The sequence below is a fragment of the Brevibacterium sp. Mu109 genome, from assembly GCF_900169375.1.
Taxonomy (GTDB): domain Bacteria; phylum Actinomycetota; class Actinomycetes; order Actinomycetales; family Brevibacteriaceae; genus Brevibacterium; species Brevibacterium yomogidense_A.
In genome coordinates, this window is sequence record NZ_FXZF01000006.1 from 115,918 (window position 1) to 137,374 (window position 21,457).

Genomic DNA, 21,457 nt, shown 5'->3' on the forward strand with positions numbered 1-21,457 from the left:
CAGGAAGGATTTATCACCCCTATGCGGATTGTCACTTTTGTCAAGTACGTCCCGGACGCCGCCGGCGACCGCTCCTTCGAATCGGACAACACCGTCGATCGTGAGACCGACGGCCTGCTGTCCGAGCTCGATGAATACGCCATTGAAGAGGCCCTGAACCTCACCGACAAGGACAAGGGCTCGGAGACCATCGCGGTCACCGTCGGCCCCGACGATGCCAAGGACGCCGTGCGGAAGGCCCTGCAGATGGGCGCCGACAAGGGCGTGCACGTGAACGACGACGCCATCTCCGGCGCCGACGCCGTGGGCACCGCCAAGATCCTCGCCGCGACCGTCAAGAAGGTCGAGGAGGACGAGGGCCCCATCGACCTCATCATCACGGGCCTGGCCTCCACCGACGGCCAGATGTCCGTCGTGCCCGCCATGGTGGCGGAGCTGCTGGGCCGCCCCGCTGCGACCCAGGGCTCCTCGCTCGAGGTCACGGACACCACCGCGACCATCCGCCGTGACGGCGACACCGCTTCGCAGTACGTCGAGGTGGCCCTGCCGGCGCTCGTGTCCGTCACGGACCAGATCAACGAGCCCCGCTACCCCTCCTTCAAGGGGATCATGAAGGCGAAGAAGAAGCCTGTCGCGCAGTACGACCTGGGCGACCTGGGCCTCGATGCCTCCGCCGGCGGCGCGGGTGCGCTCACGCAGATCATCGAACTGGCACCGGCCCCCGGCCGCACCGCCGGTGAGGTCGTCACGGATGAGGGCGACGGCGGGCAGAAGCTCGTCGACTGGCTCGCATCCAAGAAGCTCGTCTGAGCCGTCCGCCCACCATCGACCACATACGCGAAGGAAGAGAAGCGCACTATGTCTGAAGTTCTCGTTCTCGTCGACCACGCGGACGGCAAGGTCCGGAAGTCCACGCTCGAACTGCTCGCATTCGCCCGCCGCATCGGCACACCCGTCGCCGTCTTCGTCGGCGACGCCGCTGCCGGCGAGGCCGCGGCCACCACACTGGGTGAGCACGGCGCGGAGAAGGTCCTCGTGGCCTCCGATCCGGCATACGGGGAGTACCTCGTCGCCGCACACGCAGAGCTGCTCGCAGCCCTCGTGCAGGAGCGCCAGCCGGCCGCGGTCATCGTGACCGCAGGTGCGGAGGACCGCGAGGTCGCCGCCCGCGCGGCGATCAAGACCGGTTCCGGCATCATCACCGATGCCGTCGACGTCGCTGCGGACGGCTCCGCCTCGCAGCAGGTGTTCGCCGCGTCCTACAACGTCACCAGCAAGGTGGCGCAGGGCGTTCCGTTCATCGCCGTGAAGCCCAACTCGACTGCTCCGGAGCCCGCTGCGGCCGCCGGCACCGTCGAAGCCGTGTCGTTCGCACCGACCGACGCCGCGAAGACCGCTCGCATCGTCAAGGTCGAGGAGAAGGCCGCCTCCGGCCGCCCGAACCTCACCGAAGCCGCGATCGTCGTGTCCGGCGGACGCGGCACCGGCGGCGATTTCGCAGCCGTCGAGGCACTCGCCGATTCGCTCGGTGCCGCTGTGGGCGCATCCCGCGCCGCGGTGGACGCCGGCTGGTACCCGCACTCCCACCAGGTGGGCCAGACGGGCAAGGCCGTGTCGCCGCAGCTCTACGTGGCGGCCGGCATCTCCGGTGCGATCCAGCACCGCGCCGGCATGCAGACCTCGAAGAACATCGTCGCCATCAACAAGGACGACGAAGCACCGATCTTCGAGCTCGCCGACTTCGGTGTCGTGGGCGACCTGTTCCAGGTCCTCCCCCAGGCAACCGACGCGGTCAACGCACGCAAGTGAGTGACGTGCCGAATCTCCTGTGATTCGGCGGTGGGCAGGGCCGTCGTCGGCTTGAAGTGAGAGACGGTCCTTCCTACACTTGTTCAGTCTTGAAGGCCCGGGCGTCGGGTCCGCATCCCCCTCAGGGGTCGGTGCGTCCCCGCCGCCTGGGCCTTCAGCGTGTCCCCGGTCGCCGCCCGGGAGCGCTGCCGGTCGTTCCGGGTCGCCTCCCGGGCCGTGTCAGCCGTTGTCGGTGCCGCCGAGGTCGCCGTGACCTTTCGACTGAGCCGTGACCTCTCGACGGACCAGCGGCACGACGCTGTGGCGGATGCCGAGCGCGTCGAACGCGGTGCGTGCGCAGGAGACCAGCCCGGCTTCGACGTCGGGGATGAGATCGAGCGGGACGCCCACGGCCTCTTCGAGGATCCGGCGGACCCCCGGCGAGCGCACCACTCCCCCGGTCGCGGGCAGACGCGACGGCCTCGCATCCAGGTGATCGAGCAGGTCGGCGACCTCCGCGGCCATGGCTGCGACCGCCTCGGCGTAGGCCTGCGCGCGAGCGAGCCCGGCATCGCCGCTGGCAGCGGATCCGAGGGCCCGGGTGAGTGCGGCCTCGGCGATGTCGTGGGCCGCCGCCGAATGCGGTGCGGTGGTGCCGAGCAGGACGCGGCGAGCATGCTCGAGTGCCTCCCCCGCCTCCGGCAGCCGCGCGATCACCAGATGCCCGGCGGGATGCGCGAGCTGATGGCGGTCCACCGGTTCGCCGGTCTCCGCGGGCCGCAGGAGGTCACCGGCGGGCTCCGGATCGATGTAGGCGACCCAGCCGGTCGTCCCGAGGTGCAGGTACACGCTTCCGGGCTCACTGCCGACCATCCCGTCCGTCGCGGATCCGGCGTCGCCCAGAGCCATGACGACGGGCGTCCCCGCGGGGACGTCGAACATGCGTGCGGCCTCGGGCGACACGTGTCCCACCGCCCCGGGATCCACGAGCTCAGGCAGCGCCAGGTGCGACGGAACGAGGGGCTGGTCCTCGGCCGTCCGCAGAGCGATCCACGCATCCGCGCGCGGGTCGTACGCCGAGGTCGTGCTCGCGGTGACGCGGTCGCACACGTGGGCGCCGCACAGGACGTGCGCCGCCCACCCCGCCGCGGAGAAGTGGGCTGTGGACGCCGCTGCGACGGCGGCCGGCTCCGTGCGCACCACGCGGAGGAGCTTGGGCGGGACGGAGTCGAGGTCCGGGGCCGGTGCGACAGCGATGCCGGGTGCCCACGCGGGGTTCGCCGCGAGCAGTTCCACGAGCTCGGGCGCGGCACTCGTGTCCGAGTAGAGGACGACTGGATGGGTGGGATCGCCATGCTCATCGACCAGGATGAGGTCCTGCATCTGCCCGGTGAGCGTGATCGCGGCGGGGGGCTGCGACGCCGATGAGGCCGTGCCGCAGCACGCGGCGATCACCTCGCCCAGCGCGCCGTGCCATTCCTCGACGTGCTGCCGCATCGCACCGTGGGGCCCGCGGTCGGTCGTCAGAGGAGCCTGAGCCTCTGCTCTGATCCGCCCATCAGCGCCGATCAGCGCTGCCTTGATGTGACTGGTCCCGATGTCCACTGCGAGGACGGTCCGGTCGGATGCGGTGGAATGTGAGGTCACCGCTTCATCGTAGTGAGAGGAGTGCACAGCGGATCATCCGGCACTGCACGGCGCGCACTATGGCGCTGGTCACGTGGGGGGATAGACTCATCGTGAACTGCACGACCATCGGGAGGTACGCGTGAAGAAGCGATTGATTCTGCTGGCAGGCCTGGGTGTGGGATTCGTGCTCGGCTCATACTCGGGACGCTCAAGCTACGAGAAGCTGCGCGCACAGGTCGACCAGCTGTGGTCGGATCCTCGTGTGCAGGAGCAGTTCCAGAAGGCCGGTGACACGGTCCGCGAGAAGGCCCCGGAGGTCGCAGCCGGTGTGCAGTCGGCCGCCGCCGACGCGGTGTCCGCAGGCCGGGAGAAGATCTCCGACCTCACACACGGCGACGCCGACGAGGTGCCCGTCGACGGCGCGGATCCGGACGTCGTCTCCGACCCGTCGACCGACCCCGAAGCCGAAGGTCCCGCGCCGACCGTCTGAGTCGGTGGATCGGAGGCGCGCACCTGCGACGGTGCGCGCCTCCGTCATCTCCGGGCGGCCTCGGCGGTTCTCAGAGCAGAGCTCCAAGCGGAGATCAATGCAGTGCTGGGCTCACAGCAGTGACGAGCCCAGCCGGCACACGTTCTCCACGTACTTGCGGACCCACGAGCGCGACCGCCACGTCTCCGCATCGAGCGGGACGGAGTGGAGCTGGTAGTCGTCGCGCTCCAGCGCGTACATCCGTTGCGTGAACTCCTCGTCGACGATGAAGAGGGAGACCTCGTGGTTCATCGCGAACGACCGCTCGTCCATGTTCGAGGATCCGATGACCGTCACCTCGTCATCGACCAGGATGAACTTCGAGTGGAGCACGGTCGGCGAGTGGTACTGGTAGATCGTCACCCCGGCCTCGACGAGCTCGTCGTAGTACGACTCCTGCGCCTTCCCCGTGATCCAGTGGTCGCCCGTCGCACCCACGTACAGGCGCACGTCGACCCCGGACTGCGATTCCGTCTTGAGAGCGGTCAGCAGAGCGTTGTCCGGCACGAAGTACGGTGACGAGATCACGACCGAGCGGTTCGCGTTGTAGATGATGTGGGTGAACAGCTGGAGGTTGTTCTCCTGCTCGAAGCCCGGGCCGGACGGCACGACCTGCGCCATGATCCCGGTCGAATCGGGCGGTGCGTCGAGCTCCTCGTCGAACTCGCCGAGCAGCGCGTCGTCCGTCTCCGAATACCAGTCGGAGGCGAACACCGCGTCCAGCTCGTCGACGATCGGACCCGTGCACCGCACCATGAGGTCCTTCCACATGAGCCCGCGCTTCACGTTCTTCCGCTTGTTGTACGAGGGGTGGATGACGTTCTGCGAGCCTGTGAAGGCCGTCTGCCCGTCGACGACGAGGATCTTCCGGTGGTTCCGCAGGTCCGGGCGCTGGTACTCGCCCCTCCAGGGGCGGATCGGGAGGCTGCGGCGCCACATGAGCCCCGCGTCGTCGAGCGTCCGCACGAGCTTCCGGTACCCCGGGTAGCCGATCGAGCCCACGTGGTCGATGAGGACCCGCACCGCCACTCCCCGGCGATGCGCGGCGATGAGCGAGTCGAGCAGCGGTCGCGTCGTGTCATCGAGCGCGACGATGTAGAACTCGAAGTGGATGTAGTGCTGCGCTGTCTCGATCTGCTCCGTCATCCGCTCCATGCAGTGCACGGAATCGGTGATCAGCTCGAAGTCGTTGCCGTGCACCATCGGCAGGGCACCCAGCTCGTAGTTGAGCTGAGCGGCGGTGCTGAGGGGCTCGATCAGGTGATCCGACGTCCCGATGATCGCCTGATGTCCGGTCGCCGCCTTCACCCGCTGGTTGATCTCGTGCTGCTTCTCCCGCCGTCGCGCGGGCAGCTTCGGCGAGCCGAAGACCAAGAAGACGAGGATCCCGCCGAAGGGGATCATGAAGATGAGGATCAGCCAGCCGAGCGCGACGGACGGCTTCCTGCGATACGGGATCGTGCCGAGCGCGACCACGCGGACGCAGAAGTCGATGACGAGGAGCGCGACTGCGATCCACGCAGGGAAGACGGACTGGATCCACACGAGAATTCCGCTCGGGTCCACAGGACAGCCTCCTCCCCGAACAACCGCCGCGATCACCTGCACTGCTGTCCGGAATCCTATCGGTTCCGGTGTGGTCCGTGCCCCGGGCGGCCGAGGTGCCGGTGTCAGTCCTCGATGAGTGGGACGAAGCGGAAGGAGCCGTGCCGGGTGATCGCGTGGTCCTCCGGACGCGGCCCTGTGCGTCGAATGCGCAGCATCTCTCCGCGCACGGGGACGACCATCACCCCAGCGGGAGTGAGCTGGCCGAGCAGAGGCGAGGGGACCTCGGCGGCCTCTGCAGAGACCAGGATCCGCTCGAACGGCCCGAGGTCCGGGACACCGAGGACGCCTTCGGTCGCCTGTCGGATCTCCACCCAGGTCATCGGCCCGCCGGAGGACTGCTGCGCGGCGAGCGCGAGCCGGGACCTGTCCACGAGTGCGGGGACGCGCTCGACGCCCGTCACGGAGCCGTCAGGCCCGACCAGGTCGCCGAGCACCGCCGTCGTCCAGCCGGAGCCGGAGCCCACGTCGAGGACCCGGTGACCGGTCCGCACCTCGAGCAGCGCCAGCATGACGGCGACGGTACTGGGCTGCGAGTTCGTCTGGCCGTGGCCGATCGGGAGTGGGCGGTCCTCCCCCGCACCGCGGTGCACGTCCGGCGGCAGGAAGTCCGTGCGCACACGGCGGGCCATGGCCTCGCGGATTCCTTCGGACACCTCGGCCACAGCACTCACCTCCGTATGCAGACGACACCGGCTCCCAGCAGACCGGCTGATGTCCTTCATCATCGGTCCGGTGAGAGCCGGTGTCCACAGCGATCTCCGGGGAGAGCGCCGATCAGATGTGGCGGCCGCCCGCGATCTCCTGGACGGTGCCCGACATGTACGAGGACATGTCGGACGCGAGGAACACGACCACGGAGGCGACCTCGGAGGGTTCGCCCGCACGGCCCATCGGGATCTCCGCGAGCTTCGAGTCGATGACGTCCTGGCGCATGGCCGCAGTCATCGCCGTCTTGATGAAGCCCGGCTGGATCGCGTTGACGCGGACGTTCTTGAAGCCGACCTCCTTCGCGGCGGCCTTCGTCATGCCGACGATGCCGGCCTTCGCCGCGGAGTAGTTCGTCTGTCCGAGCATGCCGACCTTGCCGGAGATCGACGACACGTTGATGATCGAGCCGCCCTTCTCCTGCTCGCGCATGATGCCCGATGCGGACTTCAGCCCGTTCCAGGTGCCGCGCAGGTGCACGGCGATGACCTGGTCGAACTGTTCCTCGGTCATCTTCCGCATCGTCGCGTCACGCGTGATGCCGGCGTTGTTGACCATGACGTCGAGGCTGCCGAAGACCTCGACGGCCTTCTGGGCGAGCGCGTCGACCTGCTCGAGCTCGACGACGTTGCAGGCCATGCCGATGGCACGGTCGCCGACGCCGAGGCCCTTCGCGGCCTCGACGACCGCGTCCTCGTTGAGATCGCCCAGGACGACGTTCGCGCCTTCAGCGACGAACGCCTCTGCGATCGCGAGGCCCAGCCCCTGGGCGGCTCCGGTGATGACGGCCGTGCGGCCTTCGAGAAGTGCCATGTGTGTCTCCTTCTGAGGATGTGTGCGGGGTGCCGTCACTTCTGCTTGTGCGCGCCCTTGAGCAGCTGACGGGCGATGACGAGCTTCTGGATCTCCGAGGTGCCCTCGTAGATCCGGAAGAGGCGGGCGTGGCGGTAGAAGCGCTCCACGCTGGTCTCGCGCATGTAGCCCATGCCGCCGTGGACCTGGACGCCCAGGTCAGCAACGCGGCCGAGCATCTCCGATGCGACGAGCTTGGAGGACGACGGCCCGAGCTTGCGGTCGGTTCCCTCGTCCCAGCGCCGCGCGGAGTCGAGCACGAGCGCACGGGCGGACTGCAGATCCGCGTACATGTCCGCGAGCATGGCCTGCACCAACTGGAAGTCCGCGATGGGGCGACCGCCCTGCTGGGCGTTCTTCGCGTGCTCGATGGTCTCGTCGAGGATGCGGGTCGCCTGCCCGACGCAGATCGCGCCGATGTGGAGCCGGCCCTTGTTGAGCGAGGCCATGGCGGCCTTGAAGCCCACTTCCTCCTCACCGCCCACCAGCGAGGCGGACGGGACGCGGACATCGTCGAAGAAGATCTCCGAGGTCCAGGCACCGGCCTGTCCCATCTTCTTGTCCTTGGGACCGACTGTGACGCCGTCGGTCGTGGTCGGGACGAGGAAGACGGAGATGCCCTTCGAGCCCTGGGCGTTCGGATCGGTGCGCGCGAAGACCATCAGGACGTCGGACATCGCGGCATTCGTGATGAAGCGCTTCGCGCCGTTGATGACGTAGTCGTCGCCGTCCTTGACGGCCTTCGTCGTCAGACCTGACGGGTCCGAACCCGCATCCGCCTCCGTGAGGGCGAAGGAGGCGATGGCCTCGCCGGAGGCGATCTTCGGCAGCCATTCCTGCTTCTGCTCATCGGTGCCGTAGTTGACCAGCACCTGACCTGCGATCCCGTTGTTCGTGCCGAACAGGGAGCGGTAGGACGGTGTGGTGTAGCCCAGCTCGAACGACAGGAGTGCGTCCTGGCGCGCGTTGAGCCCCAGCCCGCCGAACTCCTCCGGGATGGCCCAGCCGAAGAGGCCCATCTCCGCCGATTCTTCGCGGACGACCTGCGGGATCTCGTCCGTGTCCTCGATCTCCAGCTCGCGCGGGACGACCTTCTCGCGCACGTAAGCGCGGACGGTCGCGAGGATCTCCTGCAGCGTCTCCTCGTCGACGCCTTCAGTCACGGGATACGGGTTCGTGTGTGCCATGCTCGTTCTTCCTGCCTGCTCTTCCGTCTCAGCCCTCTTCGACCATCAGCGTGACGGCCTCCACGATCGCGGCCGGGCGATCCTGCCCCTCGATCTCGAGGACGTGGTTCATGACGACCTGGATGCCGGAGTCCTTCCGCGTGACCTCCTTGAGGCTCACCACGTCGCGGACCTTCGACCCCACCTTCACCGGGTTGGGGAAGCGCACCTTGTTCAGGCCGTAGTTGATCTTCATCTTCATGCCGGTCACGTCGGTGACCTGCGCACCCAGCATCGGCAGCAGGCTCAGCGTGAGGAACCCGTGTGCGATCGTCGCGCCGAAGGGGCCGTCCTTGGCCTTCTCCTCGTCGATGTGGATCCACTGGTGGTCGCCCGTCGCATCCGCGAAGAGGTTGACCCGCTCCTGGTCGATCTGGACCCATTCGCTGGCACCCAGCTCCTGGCCGACCAGCTGCTCCAGCTCTGCTGCTCCATTGATGACTCGCGCCATTGCGTACTCCGTTCCCTCGCGCGGAACACCCGCACGATTGTTTTCTGTTGAGGCACAAATGCGATATCGCCTAAGACTGTTTCAGTAACAGTGTAGCGTTTGGGCCACCGGTTTGTCAGCGGTGGCGCCTGGGCACCCACGGACGGATAGTGGACGGAACGTGGACACTGAACGAACGACCGTCCCGCCGGGGATAGCATCGGCACCAGGGCCCTCGTGGAAGCGGGCCGTGAACGGAGGAGAACCCATGAGTTCCGAATCAGCGCCGACGAACGGCTTCGACCTCGCCGCACTCGTCCATGGCGACGACCGTGCGGACCTGTCCGCCCCGGCGGACCACGAGAAGCTCGTGTCGGAGGCGCAGGCAGCGTCGAACGGCGACGGGGGCGACGCCGGGAGTTCCGGTGGAGCCGACGGCGACAGCAGGAGTTCCGGCGGCTACGTCGGCCGGAGATCCAGCGGAGCCGTGACGACGCACGCGGAGGCGACGGGCACGGTCGGCACCGATGCCGCAGGCCGGCCCACCCACTCGTCCACAGGAGCGCCGCTCGACTACTCGAAGAGCGTCCCGGTGCGCCCGGCGACGAGCGTCATCATGCTGCGCGAATCTGCGACGGCTGGTCTCGAGGTGTTCGTGCAGCACCGCGTGACGACGATGGACTTCGCAGCCGGCGTCGTCGTGTTCCCAGGAGGCCGCGTCGACCCCGAGGACGTGAAGCTCGCCGACGGCCTCGGCCTGGAGGAGGAGCTCCTCGCGTCGCAGCTGCGCGCGTGGAGGCAGACCGATGCGTCGACGGTGGGGCTGGGCGACAGCCTCGTCGCACCGGAAACGCAGCCCGACTCCGACGACGCATCGGAGGCGCAGGCCGCGCAGGGTGTCCGCACTCTGCTGGCGTGCGCGATCCGCGAGGTCGAGGAGGAGACCGGGCAGCGGATCGACCCTGCGCTGCTGCACCCCTGGGCGAACCTCGTGACCCCTCCCGGCCGGACCAAGCGGTTCGACACGTACTTCTTCCTCGCAGCGGGCGAGGAGCTGGTGGAACTGACGCACCAGACGACGGAGGCCACGAACTCCGAATGGCTGGGTGTCGACGAGCTGCTCACCGGAGAGACGGAAGGGCGCTACCGCCTCATGCGGCCGACGCTCGCCCTGCTGACCGAATTGCAGTCCATGGCGTCGCTGGAGGCCGTGCTCACGCACGCCGCTGACGGATCGCGCACGATCGAGTCGATCCGCCCGGTGATCCCCGGCATCCACTGAGCCGGCGCGGGGCTGGTGAGCCAGTGCGCGGGCTGACGGTACTCGGCTGAACCGGCGCCGTTCGCCGCTTCCGTGCTCCGCTCGCCGCCGCCCACACCGGTCAACCGAACACGCAAGCGGCGAGCGGCGGGCAACGAGCGGCGACGAGTAGGCGGATGGCGGACCGCGATGCGTCACAGGCTCACCGCTCAGCCCCTCTGCATCCACAGGTCCGCGTCGGGGGTTGCCGGATGCGCACGTGAGGGCGACATTCGGTGGATGGACGATGTCTTCACACGCACCGACCTCACCCGCATGGGGTTCACTCGCAATCACATCGCCGCAGCGGTCGGCTGCTGTCTCCGCGTCGTCCGGCGCGGCTCGTACGTGCGGCTGCCCGGATGCGCCGATACTGCGCACTCCCCGTACACCACTCACGCACAGCGGCCGTCACCCGGAGACGGATCCGCGCCGCAGAACGGCCTCGCCGCACATGCCCGGCTCCTGCGCGCGCTCGCCTCCTCGTACGGCGAGTCCCTTCCCGAGGACGCGGCGCTGTCGCACATCTCCGCGGCTCTCGTGTGGGGCCTTCCACTGACCCGCTCCGTCGTCAGCACAGCGGAGGTCAGCAGGCCGGCCCGATCCAGGCGGTACGCATCGCTTCATGTCCGTCACCGCAGCGTGGCAGGTGCACGCGTCGTCCGGCACGGTCTTCGCATCACGTCCCTGCCGCGCACGCTCCTCGATGTGGCCGCCGACCATCACCTCGACGTCTCCGTGCCCATGATCGATCACGCCCTGAGGCACGGCATGACGACACGGACCGACCTTGCAAAGCACCTGGAGGCTCGGGGGACGCACCCCGGTGTCGTGCGCACCCGGACAGCGATCGCCCTGGCGGACGGAGTACGGGAGTCCCCCGCAGAATCCGTCTGCGCCGTGCGCTTCCACGAGCACGGCCTCACCGGGTTCGCCGCTCAAGTCGTCGTGCGCGATCGCAGGGGCCGCGTCATCGCCCGCACCGATTTCCTCGACGAGGATGCGCACGCCATCGTCGAGGTGAACGGTGCCCTGAAGTATGCGGGCAAGGACGGCGATTCCTCCTTCGAGCGGGAACGACGGCGCGACTACGCGCTCAGGAACGCCGGATTCCGCGTCTTCCAGCTGACGTGGAAGGACCTGTTCTCGCCCCAGCCGTTCCTGGCCATCAGACGATTCGTCACGAGTCAGCGGACCTCAGCATGACCGCGCTGTGACACACCCATTGACCACCTCCGTGCCCCGTTCACCGTCGCCCGCACCGGCCGATCGAGCACGGAAGCGGCGTCCGGATGAGCGCCATGGGGCCGAGCCCCCTCACACGATCGTGTGCGCGCCGTCCGGCCCCACCGCCACGATCCCGCGCTCCACCAGGTCGACCAGGTGCTTCCCGCACGTGCTGACCTCGACCTGATCCGCGAACGCAGGGCGTCGGCCCGGGCGGTAGACGACGCCCCGACCCACCATCTCCTCCGCCGTCGTCGCACCGGCGCGCACGAGGTCCAGGACCTTCCGCTCGCGCTCATCGAGCACATCCGCGTACACGCGCAGCGCCGCGAGGTACTCATCGCGGGCCCAGTACGGCCCCTTGTGGTGGGCCGCGGCATAGACGGATGCCTCGATCTGGGCGCAGCGATCGAGCGTCGCCCGGAAGTCCGCGATGCGCGACTCCGCGTCGCTGTAGAGCGGCCCGAACGAGGAGAGGTCGACGTCCCCCAGGAACACCACGCCATCCGGCTCGATGAAGAACCCCGAGTGCCCTGGGGTGTGACCGGGAAGATGGAGCGCGGTGATCCGCACACCGCCGCCGAGGTCGAACACGTGTCCGTCCACGAACGCCTGGGCGCTCGGGACGGGTGACCAGCGGAACTCCTCGCGCATTCTGTCCATCTGGGACGCCGGAACCGCCATCGCCTGTGCGAACTCCGTCTCGGAGCGCACGGCCTCCGCATCGCGCTCGTGGACCCACACCTCACCCGCGCATCGGCCCGCAGCGACCGTGTGGTCCTCGTGGTAGTGGCTGATGAGCAGGAGGTCGACGTCGACCGGCGCCGCATGGAGGCAGGCGTCGAGCATCGCCGTGCGCTCCGCTCCCTGCACGACGAGCGGATTCCCGTACGGATACTTCCCGCCGTTCTCCGGCCTCAGCTGCACCGTGTGCGGACCCAGCCGCACCACCTCAGTCCCCGTCTCGTCCACCACGTCGCCTCCGCTCCCCTTTCGATCGTCGTCCACTGCCTCCGCAGGCCGTCAGTACATCGGCGGACGCTCTGCGCTCTCGAACGGGTAGCGCTTCCGGAAGTCGTCGGCGATCTCGCCCATGGTCACCCATTCGACGCCCTCATGGCCGCCGATGTACTCGATCAGCCGCTCGAGCATCAGCAGCACCTGGGGGCGGCCCGCCACGTCCGGGTGGATCGTGATCGGGAAGACGCCGTAGTCCAGCTCGCGGTAGACCCAGTCGAACTGGTCCTTCCACAGCTGCTCGATGTCGCGAGGGTTCACGAAGCCGTGGGAGTTCGCGCTGGCCTTGATGAACATCATCGGCGGGAGGTCATCGACGTACCAGTTCGCCGCGATCTCGACCATGTCGATCGAGTCGCCGAACACCAGCGGCTTCATCCACTCCGCCGCGTCCTTCGAGTAGTCGATGTTCGTCCATGTCTCGCCGAGTCGCACGTAGTACGGGACGAAGTCGGCGTGGGACTGGGAGTGGTCGTAGGCGAAGCCGAACTCCTGCAGCAGGCCGGCGGTCCGCGGGGACATCTCCCACCACGGTGCGACGTACCCGCGCGGGGCGGAGCCGGTGGCCTTCGTGAGCACCTCGACGGATCGCTCCAGCACGTCCCTCTCCTGCTGCGCGGTCATGTCCTTGGGGTTCTCGTGCGAGTAGCCGTGCGCGCCGACCTCGTGGCCCGCGTCGACGATCATCTTCAGCTGGTCGGGGAACGTCTCCGCCGAATGCCCCGGAACGAACCACGTCGCCCGGATGTCCTCACGCTGGAACGTCTTCAGCAGCCGCGGAACACCCAGCTCTCCGGCGTAGATCCCGCGCTGGATGTCGTTGATCGAGTCCTCACCGCCGTACGAGCCCAGCCACCCGCTGACGGCGTCGATGTCCACTCCGAATGATGCGTAGATCTTCTTCGCCACGATTCCGCTCCTCACAGTCACAGACTCACCGCCCTGCACGGGGCGCTTCCCGCGCCGTCCCCGGCGCACCTCCCACGCTACGTGCCGTGCGGCCACTCGGACACCGACTTCTCAGCAGGTGAGCCACGACACCCGGCAGTTTCCACATCAAGCAATTGATACTGTGAGGCTATGGCGAATCGCGATGAGACCCGCTGGCTGGAGCCGGACGAATCCTCGACGTGGCTGTCGGTGTGGACGATGACCGTGTGGCTGCCGTCCCGCTTGGACGCCCAGCTGCGCCGCGACGCCGGCATGAGCCTCGTCGAGTACCACTCGCTGTCCCAGATCTCCATGGCCCCGGACCGCACTCTCCGCATGAGCGAGCTGGCAGCGGTCACGAACATGACGCTCTCGCACCTGTCGCGGGTCGTATCCCGCATGGAGAAGGCGGGGCTCGTCCGCCGCACCCCCGACCCCGTGGACGGCCGCTACACCCTCGCCGTCCTCACCGACGCCGGGTACGACCGCGTCGTCGCGGCCGCACCCGGTCACGTCGAGGCGGTCCGGAACTACGTCTTCGACGGGCTGGACGAGGAGCAGAAGCGGGCGCTGGGCGACTCGGTCGCCTCCATCGTCGAGGCGCTGGTCCCCTCCCGCATCGGACGCGCCGACCGCATCTGAGCCCTCGCGCGCCCCTGCCGAGGCCCCACCGGGTCCCCAGCTCTGGTCACCGCCACTGTGGCCCCGGTTCACGTCACGCCCGCCGAGGCCCCAGCTCAGGTCACCGCCGTCCGGTCACCGCCGCCCAGGCCACCGCTGCCCCGGTCACCCCTGCTTGGCGGCCTTCCGCGCTGCGAGGACCTCCATGCGCTTCTGCACGGCGAGCTTCTGCTCGTCAGTGCCGCGCAGCTCGCTCAGCGCCTGCTGCTCCGCCGCGAGCCCCTCCTCGAGGCTCGCGGTGTCCGCCATGTCGATCAGCTTCTTCGACCACACGAGCGCGGAGCGGGACTTGTCCGCGATCTCCACGGCGAGCTCGTGCGCACGCCCCAGGGAATCCTCCGCGAGCTCATCGACGATGCCCCACTCGAGTGCCCGCTCACCGGTGATCGTCTCCGCCGTGAAGATCAGCTGCTTGGCACGCGACGGCCCGATGAGCCGGGGCAGCAGCTGCGTGCCCATCATGTCCGGGATGATGCCCCACGCGATCTCCATCGCGGACAGGGAGGCATCCGGTGTGCTGATGCGGATGTCTGCTCCCAGTGCGAACTGGAAGCCGCCGCCCAGCGCGGGCCCGTGGATCGCAGCGATGACGGGCACCGGCACCAGCGACCACACCTCGACCGCCTGCTGGGCGAGCGCCGCAGACGCCCCCGGCATATCGATCGGCGTCCCGGCCATGGTCCCCTCGAGGATCCTCTTGAACTGCCCCATGTCCAGCCCGGCGCAGAAGGCGCGTCCCTCGCCCCGCATGACGATGGCGTTCACACCCTCGTCCGCCATGAGGCCGCGACCGGCGTCCAGCAGGTCGTAGAACATGTCCGGCGTGATCGAGTTGAGCGAGTCCGGCCGGTCGAGCACGACGTGCGCGACGGGACCGTACCGCTCCACCCGCACGGTCCCGAGCGGCATCGCGGCGGAGGAGTCCGGCGCGGGGACGACAGTGTCTGACATGGTGTCTCCTTCAGGTCGAGTCGCAGATCACACTACCCGGCCCCACGGCCTCGGCGGCGTGCGTGTTGCGGCCCTGCAACAGCGCACCCTCCCGTTCCGGCGTCCCCGTGTGGTTCGATAGGTGCACAGCCCCACTCGCACACACCCCAGGGAGTCCCCATGAGCCAGCAGCAGCAGTTCGGCTCCGGTCCGTACGCGGCAGGTCGCGGCACCGGCCCGCAGGGCACGATCCACTACGGGGCACAGGCGAGGGGACCCCAGCAGCACCAGCCCCAGCCTCAGCACCCCCAGGCCCAGCACCAGGCACTCGCCTCCATCCCGCAGACCAGCTACGGACACTCGGCGTATGCCCAGCACGGGACGGGCGGCGCCCCGAGCGGGTACACCCCGTACGCCACGCCGCTGAAGTCATTCGTCACCACGTGGCTGCTCTCCCTCTTCCTGGGCGGGTGGGGAATCGACCGCTTCTACCTGGGGCAGCCCGGCCTGGGCGTCGTCAAGCTCCTCACCGGCGGCGGGTTCGGCATCTGGGCCCTCATCGACCTCATCATGATCCTGGCCGGGGCCATGCGGGATTCGCTGGGACGGCCGCTCGCCGGCTACGAGCAGAACAGGACGATGGCGATCTGGGTGACCGTCTGCATCATCATCGCGCAGATCGTACTCGTCATCGTCGTCTACATCGTGCTGTTCGCGGCGATCGCGGCGGTGTTCGCAGCGCTCCTCGCCATGCTCGGCGCGGTGGAGTCCGCGACCGTCAGCTGAGCACCCCGGATCGACCGCCCGGTCGTCCACCGCACAACTGACCGGCTCACATCACTGACCTGCTCATCCCACGAGGGCGAGCACTCCACGCACCAGCGCACTGAGCGCCCCCGCTCCCGCGAGTGCGATCGCCACCCGCCGAGCACTGCCCGCGCTCACCCTCCGCGCCAGCAGCCCGCCCAACCGGATGCCCGCGATGACCGCCAGGACGATCGCACCGAACAGCCCCGCATGCGGCAGCTGCTCCACCGTCGTCGCCCCCGTGAACAGCTTCATGAGGACGGACGTGAGGCCGAACATCATGAAGGTCGGCTGCATCGTCGCCGCGAAGTCCCGCTGCGGCCAGCGTGTGAACTGGGAGTACATCACCATCGCGGGAGCGGCCACGCCCGAGGCCGTGTTCAGAAACCCTCCCGCCGCACCCGCCGCTGCGGTGAGGACGGGCAGGCGCCTGCCCGTCACGTGCGGCACCCGCGGCACGGAGAAGGTCAGGACGAGCGCGACGAGGACGACGCCGCCGATCATGACGTCGAGCCACCCCGCAGACAGCTCGCGCACCAGCAGCGCCCCGGGCAGCGCACCCACGATCCCCACGCCGGCGAACACGCCCCAGCGCCGCCAGTCGACGTCCTTCAGCACTGCGAACATGATGAGGAATCCGGACACGACCGTCGTCGAGTTCGCGACGAACACCCCCACGTGCGGCCCCATGGCCAGCGCGAGGCAGGGCGCGACGACCAGCCCGACGCCGGTGCCGGACAGACGCTGCAGCGTCGCGCCGACCAGGACGGCGAGGAAAGCGATCACCACGATGCCGATATCCACGCGACCGAGCCTAGACCTCGGCGGATGACGATGCCGCGGACCTCGACCCATCGGACCTCGGCTCGGTGCGCATCATCTCAGTGGACCTCCGCCGCTACCTGTGGTCGGATGGTGGCATGAGCCACATCCTCTTCTTCCACTCCGCAGTCGGCCTGGACGACGGCGTCCACGCGATGGCCCAGACGCTGCGCGACGCCGGCCACACCGTCACGACCCCCGACTACTACGACGGACGCACCTTCGATTCGGCGGAGCAGGGCATCGCCTACCGCGATGAGGTCGGCTTCCGCACGCTGGTCGACCGCGTGAATGAGGCTATCGAGGACATCGAGGGCCCCGTCGTCGCCGCGGGGATCTCCCTGGGCTCCGCGATGGCTCAGCGGCTGGGGAAGAAGGACCTCCGCGTGCGGGCGGCCGTCCTCCTCCACGCCGGCGGTGAGGCCAAGCCGGTCGAGTGGCCCGCGGACTGCGCCCTGCAGATGCACTACTCGGTCGATGACCCCTGGATCGATGAGGGCATGCCGGAGCACCTGCTCCGCTCCGCGGCTCGCGCCGGGGCACGCACGGAGCACTACCTGTACCCGGGCGCCTCGCACCTGTTCGCAGATCCGACGAAGCCGGACTATGTGAAGGAATCGGCAGACCTCATGTGGGATCGGGTGCTGGGCCTGCTGACCGACCTCGACGAGGGCTGAGGACCCGGCTGAGATCGGGGCTGCAGACGGCGCCCAGCTGTTCGTCCGGTCACACCTGATAGACCGCTGAAACGTGAACGACCTCCCGGATACTAAGATGTATCCGGGCCACGACCTCGTTTCAGCCGACCGTGCTTCAGCAGCACCCCTCTCCCCCGCCGGCCGGAGCACAGCCGTTGCCCCTCGGCCCCGGCGTCCTCGCTGGTCGCAGCACCGTCGCGATCAGCACCGGAAGCACACCCCTCGGGCCGCTCAGCACAGACCCGACACGGAACGGACCTCTTGAACGGCATGAACCAGATGAACGGCAACACCACCTTCCGGCACCAGAACGTCGCGCTCCTGGGAATCGCAGAGGTCGAGGCACCCGTCGTGGTCACCTCCGACGAGCTCGATGCGGAGCTCGGCGATGTGCTCACGAAGCTGGGGCTGCCCACCGGACTGTTCCAGCGCGTCGCGGGCGTCGAATCCCGCCGCCAGTGGGACACCCCGGACGGCTTCATCAAGGGAAGCGCGGAAGCCGGTCGCCTGGCACTGGAGCAGGCGGGCATCGAACGCGAGCAGATCGGGCTGTTGATCAACGGCTCCGTGTCCCGCGCCTCGTTGGAGCCGTCCGTCGCGGTGTCCGTCCACAACGAGCTGGGACTGGGCACTCAGGCGATGAACTTCGACATCACGAACGCGTGCCTGGGCTTCGTCAACGGCATGACGATGGCGGCAACACTCATCGACGCCGGCCAGATCGACTACGCGATGGTCGTCGCGGCAGAGGAGACCTCCCGCCTGCGGGAGAACACCGTCCGCCACCTCCACCGCGAGGGGATCACGCGCGCCGAGTACCTCGAGGAGTTCGCGTCGCTGACTCTTGGCTCCGGAGCGGTCGGCGCCGTCCTGGGACGCGCAGACGCGCACCCGGAGGGCCACCGGATCAAGGGTGGAGTCACCCGCGCGGCCACCTGGAACCACGAACTGTGCGTGGGCGGCTGGGACGGCATGTACACCGACTCCAAGGCCCTCATGGACAACGGCGTCGGCCTCGTCATGGACGCCTGGACGGATGCCGCGCAGGACGGCTGGGACTGGACTGACATGACCAGCTACGTCACGCACCAGGTGTCCTCCAGCCACACGAACGCACTGGTCAAGGCACTCGACCTGCCGGTGGACCGCGTTCCCCTCAGCTTCCCCACGCTCGGCAACGTGGGCCCCGCAGCCCTGCCGATCACGCTCGCGCGGCAGGCGGAGACGCTGCAGAAGGGCGACAGCGTCCTCACCATCGGCGTGGGCAGCGGCCTCAACGCCGCCCTGACAGAGATCGAGTGGTGACCTCTCCATGAACCCGAGCGCCTCCGGCCCCTCCACCCGCAGCGGCCTCCCCGGCCTGCCCAATCCGCGCCCAGTCCCCCCGTCGTCTTCCCGATCGGGGATCCCGGCAGCAGAGGCACAGCTGCCGCACGAGGCCGTGGGCGCTCCTCTCGACGGACTCGACCCGGCGTGGTCGCGACTCCTCACCGTCGACACCCTCGACGGCCCCCGCACCTTTCACGTCCTGGACACCGGACCCGCTCTGCAGGCGGCCGGCACTGCCCCCGTCGGCACCATCGTCGCCGCGCACGGCAACCCCACCTGGTCCTACCTGTGGCGGCACCTGGCAGCCGAGGCGTTCGAACGCGGCTGGCGCGTCATCGCCCCGGACCACCTGGACATGGGCTTCTCCGAGCGCCTCCCCCACGACCGCGCACCGCGCCCGGCCGACGCGGGCATCCGCCGGATCGCCGACCGGGTCGCCGACTTCGATGCCGTCGTGACAGCACTGCTGGCGGAGGGCGAATCCCACCAGGTCGTGACGATCGGCCATGACTGGGGCGGGATCATCTCGCTCACGTGGGCCGCTCGCAACCAGGACCGCGTCGCTGCGGCGATCACACTCAACACCGCGGTGCACCAGGCGGCGGACAAGCCTCTGCCCGCGTCGCTCACCGCCGTTCTCGCGGGTCCGGCGCTGCCCACCTCCACGGTGCACACGGACCTGTTCCTCCGGGCCACCCTGGCACTGGCGGGCGACTCGCTGTCGCCGGCCGCCCGGGCCGGATTCCGCGCTCCCTACCTCTCGGCCTCCCGTCGCGGCGGGATCGGCGGATTCGTCGCGGACATCCCGCATCCGGACACGCACCCGTCGTACTCGGAGCTCGTGCAGCTGGGCGAGGACATCGCAGGCTTGAGCAAGCCCGCCCTCATCCTGTGGGGCCCCAAGGACCCCGTGTTCATCGAGCGGTTCCTGCGCGACCTGCGCCAGCGCCTGCCGCAGGCTGACCTGCACCGGTTCGAGAAGTCCGGTCACATGCTCAGCGAGCAGGAGGACATGCACGGCGTCGCCCTGGACTGGCTCGCCCAGCAGTTCCCCGACGGCACTGCTGGCGGCGACACCGTCCAGGCCACCGCCGCCGAGGCCACAGACTCGTCCGCCGACACGGCACCGGCCGCTGCGGTCGGCGCCGGAGCCTCGGCTGCTTCGTCGGCCTCCTCGTCCGCAGTCGCAGACCAGTCTGCGGCCGCCGCGCAGCGCTTCATGTTCACCGCGCTCGAGGAGAATGCCGCCTCCGACGCTCTGGCCAGCGTCGACATGTCTCAGAATCCGCCTGCGAAGCTCACCTGGCGCGAGGTGAACGATCGGGTCCGTGCGATCGCGGAGGGTCTCCACGACCTCGGCCTGCAGCCCGGTGATCGCGTCTCGATGCTCGTGCCTCCGGGCAACGACCTCACGATCGTGCTGTACGCGGTCCTGCGCGCCGGCGGCGTCGCCGTCGTCGCGGACGCCGGCCTGGGGCCGAAGGGCATGACACGCGCGGTGAAGTCAGCGGATCCGCAGTGGATCATCGGCGCCGTCCCCGGCCTCACCCTCTCGCGCGTCGCCGGCTGGCCCGGCCGCCGCATCAGCGTCGACGCGATGGGCGCTGTCCAGCGTCGCCTCCTGGATGTGGAGACGAGCATCGAGGAACTCGTTGCGGACGGCACCCCGGCCTCCGCCTCGGGCACTGTCGTCTCACCGGACCGGGTCCCCCTGCCGGACCCGGACGCGGACGCTGCCATCCTCTTCACCTCCGGATCCACGGGTCCGGCCAAGGGCGTGCGGTACACGCACGCTCGGATGGCCGCGCTCATGGGCGTGCTGAGGGACTTCTTCCAGGTGCGTCCGGGGACCTCGCTGGTCGCCGGGTTCGCGCCTTTCGCCCTGCTGGGGCCGGGCATCTCGACCGTGTCGATCACTCCGGACATGGAGGTGACCAAGCCGCGCACGCTCACCGCGAACGCGCTGGCGAACGCCGTCATCGACGGGGAGGCGACGATGGTCTTCGCCTCGCCGGCGGCGTACCACAACATCGTCGCGACGGCGCATGAGCTCACGGCCGTCCAGCGCGAGTCGCTGTCCCGCATCACGCTCGCCCTGTCCGCCGGCGCACCCGTGCCGCTGGCCCTCATGGACGAGCTCGCGGGCCTGTTCCCGAACGCGGCGATCCGCTCCCCCTACGGCATGACCGAGGGCCTGCTGCTCACGGACATCGAACGGGCCGAGGTCGCGGACGCACTGGCGGACAGCGGTGGCGGCCAGGGCGGCGCCCAGGGAGGCGCCCAGGGCGTGTGCGTCGGCCGTCCGGTGGACGGCGTGCGGGTGGCCCTGGCTCCCATCGACGCATCTGGCACCCCGTCGGAGCAGCTGCTCGAAGGTGCGGAGGCACGCGGGATCCTGGGCGAGTTCGTCGTCCACGCCGCGCATTCCAAGGCGGGCTACGACCGACTGTGGAAGACGGATCGCGAGGCCGCCCGGGACACCGTCGACGGGCTCCTGTGGCACCGCACGAACGACATCGGCCACATCGACGTCTCAGGGCGGGTGTGGCTCGAGGGCCGCGTCCAGCACCTCATCACACCTCCCGCGGGACCGCTGGGACCCGGTGGGCCCGAGGCCGTCGTCGACACCCTGCCCCACGTCTACCGCTCAGCGGCCGTGGGCGTGGGCCCGGCCGGCACGCAGGCGCTCGTCATCATCGTGGAGCCGTCTGCTGACGTCGCCGCGCAGGTGAAGGAGGGGCCCGCGTCGCTCGCGCTGAACACACTGGTCCGCGACATCGTCGCGGAGAGGACCGGTGCCGACGTCGCGGCGGTGCTCGTGACGAAGACGTTCCCCACCGATATCCGCCACAACTCGAAGATCGACCGGACCCGCCTGGCCCGCTGGGCTGAACGCGTGCTGGCCGGAGGAAAGGCGGGCACCCCGTGACGAACTCTCCTGCGGCAGAC

General features: G+C 69.1%; 20 protein-coding genes. 10 read left to right on the forward strand and 10 right to left on the reverse strand.

Translation table 11 applies throughout. The features are described from left to right. Positions 1-21 precede the first annotated feature (21 nt). Positions 22-810 (forward strand): electron transfer flavoprotein subunit beta/FixA family protein, encoded by a 789-nt coding sequence (locus BSP109_RS05435; protein ID WP_087009109.1) that lies wholly within the window; start codon positions 22-24, stop codon positions 808-810. A gap of 48 nt (positions 811-858) precedes the next feature. Further along, positions 859-1,809: an electron transfer flavoprotein subunit alpha/FixB family protein gene (locus BSP109_RS05440; RefSeq protein ID WP_087009111.1), complete on the forward strand. Its 951-nt coding sequence runs from the start codon at positions 859-861 to the stop codon at positions 1,807-1,809. A 219-nt stretch (positions 1,810-2,028) separates the two neighbouring features. Here the strand turns inward: BSP109_RS05440 and BSP109_RS05445 are convergent, their stop codons facing one another. Continuing rightward, positions 2,029-3,435: an FGGY family carbohydrate kinase gene (locus BSP109_RS05445; RefSeq protein WP_179207193.1), complete on the reverse strand. Its 1,407-nt coding sequence runs from the start codon at positions 3,433-3,435 to the stop codon at positions 2,029-2,031. A 121-nt stretch (positions 3,436-3,556) separates the two neighbouring features. On the opposite strand from BSP109_RS05445, the gene BSP109_RS05450 reads away from it, so the two are divergent. Next, complete coding sequence (locus tag BSP109_RS05450) at positions 3,557-3,907, forward strand: hypothetical protein (RefSeq protein ID WP_087009114.1); 351 nt, start codon at positions 3,557-3,559, stop codon at positions 3,905-3,907. A 111-nt stretch (positions 3,908-4,018) separates the two neighbouring features. Here the strand turns inward: BSP109_RS05450 and cls are convergent, their stop codons facing one another. The 5 genes from cls to BSP109_RS05475 form a co-directional block, all read right to left on the reverse strand. Next, on the reverse strand, positions 4,019-5,512 hold the full coding sequence (gene cls / locus BSP109_RS05455) for a cardiolipin synthase (RefSeq protein WP_101599649.1): 1,494 nt from the start codon (positions 5,510-5,512) through the stop codon (positions 4,019-4,021). Positions 5,513-5,616: 104 nt separating this feature from the next. Continuing rightward, positions 5,617-6,216 carry a protein-L-isoaspartate O-methyltransferase gene (locus BSP109_RS05460; protein ID WP_256970414.1) on the reverse strand — a complete coding sequence of 200 codons (600 nt, stop codon included), beginning with the start codon at positions 6,214-6,216 and terminating at the stop codon, positions 5,617-5,619. A 112-nt stretch (positions 6,217-6,328) separates the two neighbouring features. Next, positions 6,329-7,072, reverse strand: a complete 744-nt coding sequence (gene fabG, locus BSP109_RS05465) for a 3-oxoacyl-ACP reductase FabG (RefSeq protein ID WP_087009117.1) — start codon at positions 7,070-7,072, stop codon at positions 6,329-6,331. A 35-nt stretch (positions 7,073-7,107) separates the two neighbouring features. Beyond that, complete coding sequence (locus BSP109_RS05470; RefSeq protein WP_101599650.1) at positions 7,108-8,298, reverse strand: acyl-CoA dehydrogenase family protein; 1,191 nt, start codon at positions 8,296-8,298, stop codon at positions 7,108-7,110. A 28-nt stretch (positions 8,299-8,326) separates the two neighbouring features. Next, a complete protein-coding gene (locus tag BSP109_RS05475; protein ID WP_087009121.1) occupies positions 8,327-8,788 on the reverse strand; it encodes a MaoC family dehydratase in 462 nt (153 codons plus the stop codon). Between the two features lie 247 nt (positions 8,789-9,035). On the opposite strand from BSP109_RS05475, the gene BSP109_RS05480 reads away from it, so the two are divergent. Then, entirely contained in the window at positions 9,036-10,049 is a 1,014-nt protein-coding gene (locus tag BSP109_RS05480) for an NUDIX hydrolase (protein WP_256970415.1), read from the forward strand. 258 nt (positions 10,050-10,307) lie between these two features. Then, positions 10,308-11,273 carry a hypothetical protein gene (locus BSP109_RS05485; RefSeq protein ID WP_101599651.1) on the forward strand — a complete coding sequence of 322 codons (966 nt, stop codon included), beginning with the start codon at positions 10,308-10,310 and terminating at the stop codon, positions 11,271-11,273. Positions 11,274-11,384: 111 nt separating this feature from the next. On the opposite strand, the gene BSP109_RS05490 is transcribed toward BSP109_RS05485, so the two are convergent. Both BSP109_RS05490 and BSP109_RS05495 read right to left on the reverse strand, forming a co-directional pair. Further along, the gene (locus BSP109_RS05490; protein WP_101599652.1) at positions 11,385-12,302 is read right to left on the reverse strand and encodes an MBL fold metallo-hydrolase; all 918 of its coding nucleotides are present in this window, start codon (positions 12,300-12,302) and stop codon (positions 11,385-11,387) included. 15 nt (positions 12,303-12,317) lie between these two features. Next, positions 12,318-13,220, reverse strand: coding sequence for a polysaccharide deacetylase (locus tag BSP109_RS05495; RefSeq protein WP_101599653.1), 903 nt, complete (start codon positions 13,218-13,220; stop codon positions 12,318-12,320). Positions 13,221-13,391: 171 nt separating this feature from the next. Between BSP109_RS05495 and BSP109_RS05500 the strand changes: the two genes are divergently transcribed. After that, positions 13,392-13,883 carry a MarR family winged helix-turn-helix transcriptional regulator gene (locus BSP109_RS05500; RefSeq protein ID WP_087009154.1) on the forward strand — a complete coding sequence of 164 codons (492 nt, stop codon included), beginning with the start codon at positions 13,392-13,394 and terminating at the stop codon, positions 13,881-13,883. 144 nt (positions 13,884-14,027) lie between these two features. Here the strand turns inward: BSP109_RS05500 and BSP109_RS05505 are convergent, their stop codons facing one another. After that, the gene (locus tag BSP109_RS05505; RefSeq protein ID WP_101599654.1) at positions 14,028-14,873 is read right to left on the reverse strand and encodes an enoyl-CoA hydratase-related protein; all 846 of its coding nucleotides are present in this window, start codon (positions 14,871-14,873) and stop codon (positions 14,028-14,030) included. Between the two features lie 159 nt (positions 14,874-15,032). Between BSP109_RS05505 and BSP109_RS05510 the strand changes: the two genes are divergently transcribed. Beyond that, positions 15,033-15,638, forward strand: coding sequence for a TM2 domain-containing protein (locus BSP109_RS05510; RefSeq protein WP_087009158.1), 606 nt, complete (start codon positions 15,033-15,035; stop codon positions 15,636-15,638). Positions 15,639-15,701: 63 nt separating this feature from the next. Here BSP109_RS05510 and BSP109_RS05515 read toward each other — a convergent pair whose 3' ends face one another. Continuing rightward, positions 15,702-16,463 carry a sulfite exporter TauE/SafE family protein gene (locus BSP109_RS05515; protein ID WP_087009160.1) on the reverse strand — a complete coding sequence of 254 codons (762 nt, stop codon included), beginning with the start codon at positions 16,461-16,463 and terminating at the stop codon, positions 15,702-15,704. 116 nt (positions 16,464-16,579) lie between these two features. On the opposite strand from BSP109_RS05515, the gene BSP109_RS05520 reads away from it, so the two are divergent. The 3 genes from BSP109_RS05520 to BSP109_RS05530 all read left to right on the forward strand — a co-directional run bounded on the left by BSP109_RS05520 (position 16,580) and on the right by BSP109_RS05530 (position 21,437). Next, positions 16,580-17,158, forward strand: a complete 579-nt coding sequence (locus BSP109_RS05520; protein WP_101599664.1) for a dienelactone hydrolase family protein — start codon at positions 16,580-16,582, stop codon at positions 17,156-17,158. 291 nt (positions 17,159-17,449) lie between these two features. Then, on the forward strand, positions 17,450-18,484 hold the full coding sequence (locus tag BSP109_RS05525; protein WP_101599655.1) for a 3-oxoacyl-ACP synthase III: 1,035 nt from the start codon (positions 17,450-17,452) through the stop codon (positions 18,482-18,484). 7 nt (positions 18,485-18,491) lie between these two features. After that, positions 18,492-21,437, forward strand: coding sequence for an alpha/beta fold hydrolase (locus BSP109_RS05530; protein ID WP_101599656.1), 2,946 nt, complete (start codon positions 18,492-18,494; stop codon positions 21,435-21,437). Positions 21,438-21,457 lie beyond the last annotated feature (20 nt).

Coding starts and splice junctions, on each gene's coding strand:
- BSP109_RS05435 (WP_087009109.1), top strand. CDS start 22: ATGCGGATTGTCACTTTTGTCAAGTACGTCCCGGACGCCGCCGGCGAC.
- BSP109_RS05440 (WP_087009111.1), top strand. CDS start 859: ATGTCTGAAGTTCTCGTTCTCGTCGACCACGCGGACGGCAAGGTCCGG.
- fabG (WP_087009117.1), bottom strand. CDS start 7,072: ATGGCACTTCTCGAAGGCCGCACGGCCGTCATCACCGGAGCCGCCCAG.
- BSP109_RS05470 (WP_101599650.1), bottom strand. CDS start 8,298: ATGGCACACACGAACCCGTATCCCGTGACTGAAGGCGTCGACGAGGAG.
- BSP109_RS05475 (WP_087009121.1), bottom strand. CDS start 8,788: ATGGCGCGAGTCATCAATGGAGCAGCAGAGCTGGAGCAGCTGGTCGGC.
- BSP109_RS05480 (WP_256970415.1), top strand. CDS start 9,036: ATGAGTTCCGAATCAGCGCCGACGAACGGCTTCGACCTCGCCGCACTC.
- BSP109_RS05485 (WP_101599651.1), top strand. CDS start 10,308: ATGGACGATGTCTTCACACGCACCGACCTCACCCGCATGGGGTTCACT.
- BSP109_RS05500 (WP_087009154.1), top strand. CDS start 13,392: ATGGCGAATCGCGATGAGACCCGCTGGCTGGAGCCGGACGAATCCTCG.
- BSP109_RS05505 (WP_101599654.1), bottom strand. CDS start 14,873: ATGTCAGACACTGTCGTCCCCGCGCCGGACTCCTCCGCCGCGATGCCG.
- BSP109_RS05510 (WP_087009158.1), top strand. CDS start 15,033: ATGAGCCAGCAGCAGCAGTTCGGCTCCGGTCCGTACGCGGCAGGTCGC.
- BSP109_RS05520 (WP_101599664.1), top strand. CDS start 16,580: ATGAGCCACATCCTCTTCTTCCACTCCGCAGTCGGCCTGGACGACGGC.
- BSP109_RS05525 (WP_101599655.1), top strand. CDS start 17,450: ATGAACCAGATGAACGGCAACACCACCTTCCGGCACCAGAACGTCGCG.
- BSP109_RS05530 (WP_101599656.1), top strand. CDS start 18,492: ATGAACCCGAGCGCCTCCGGCCCCTCCACCCGCAGCGGCCTCCCCGGC.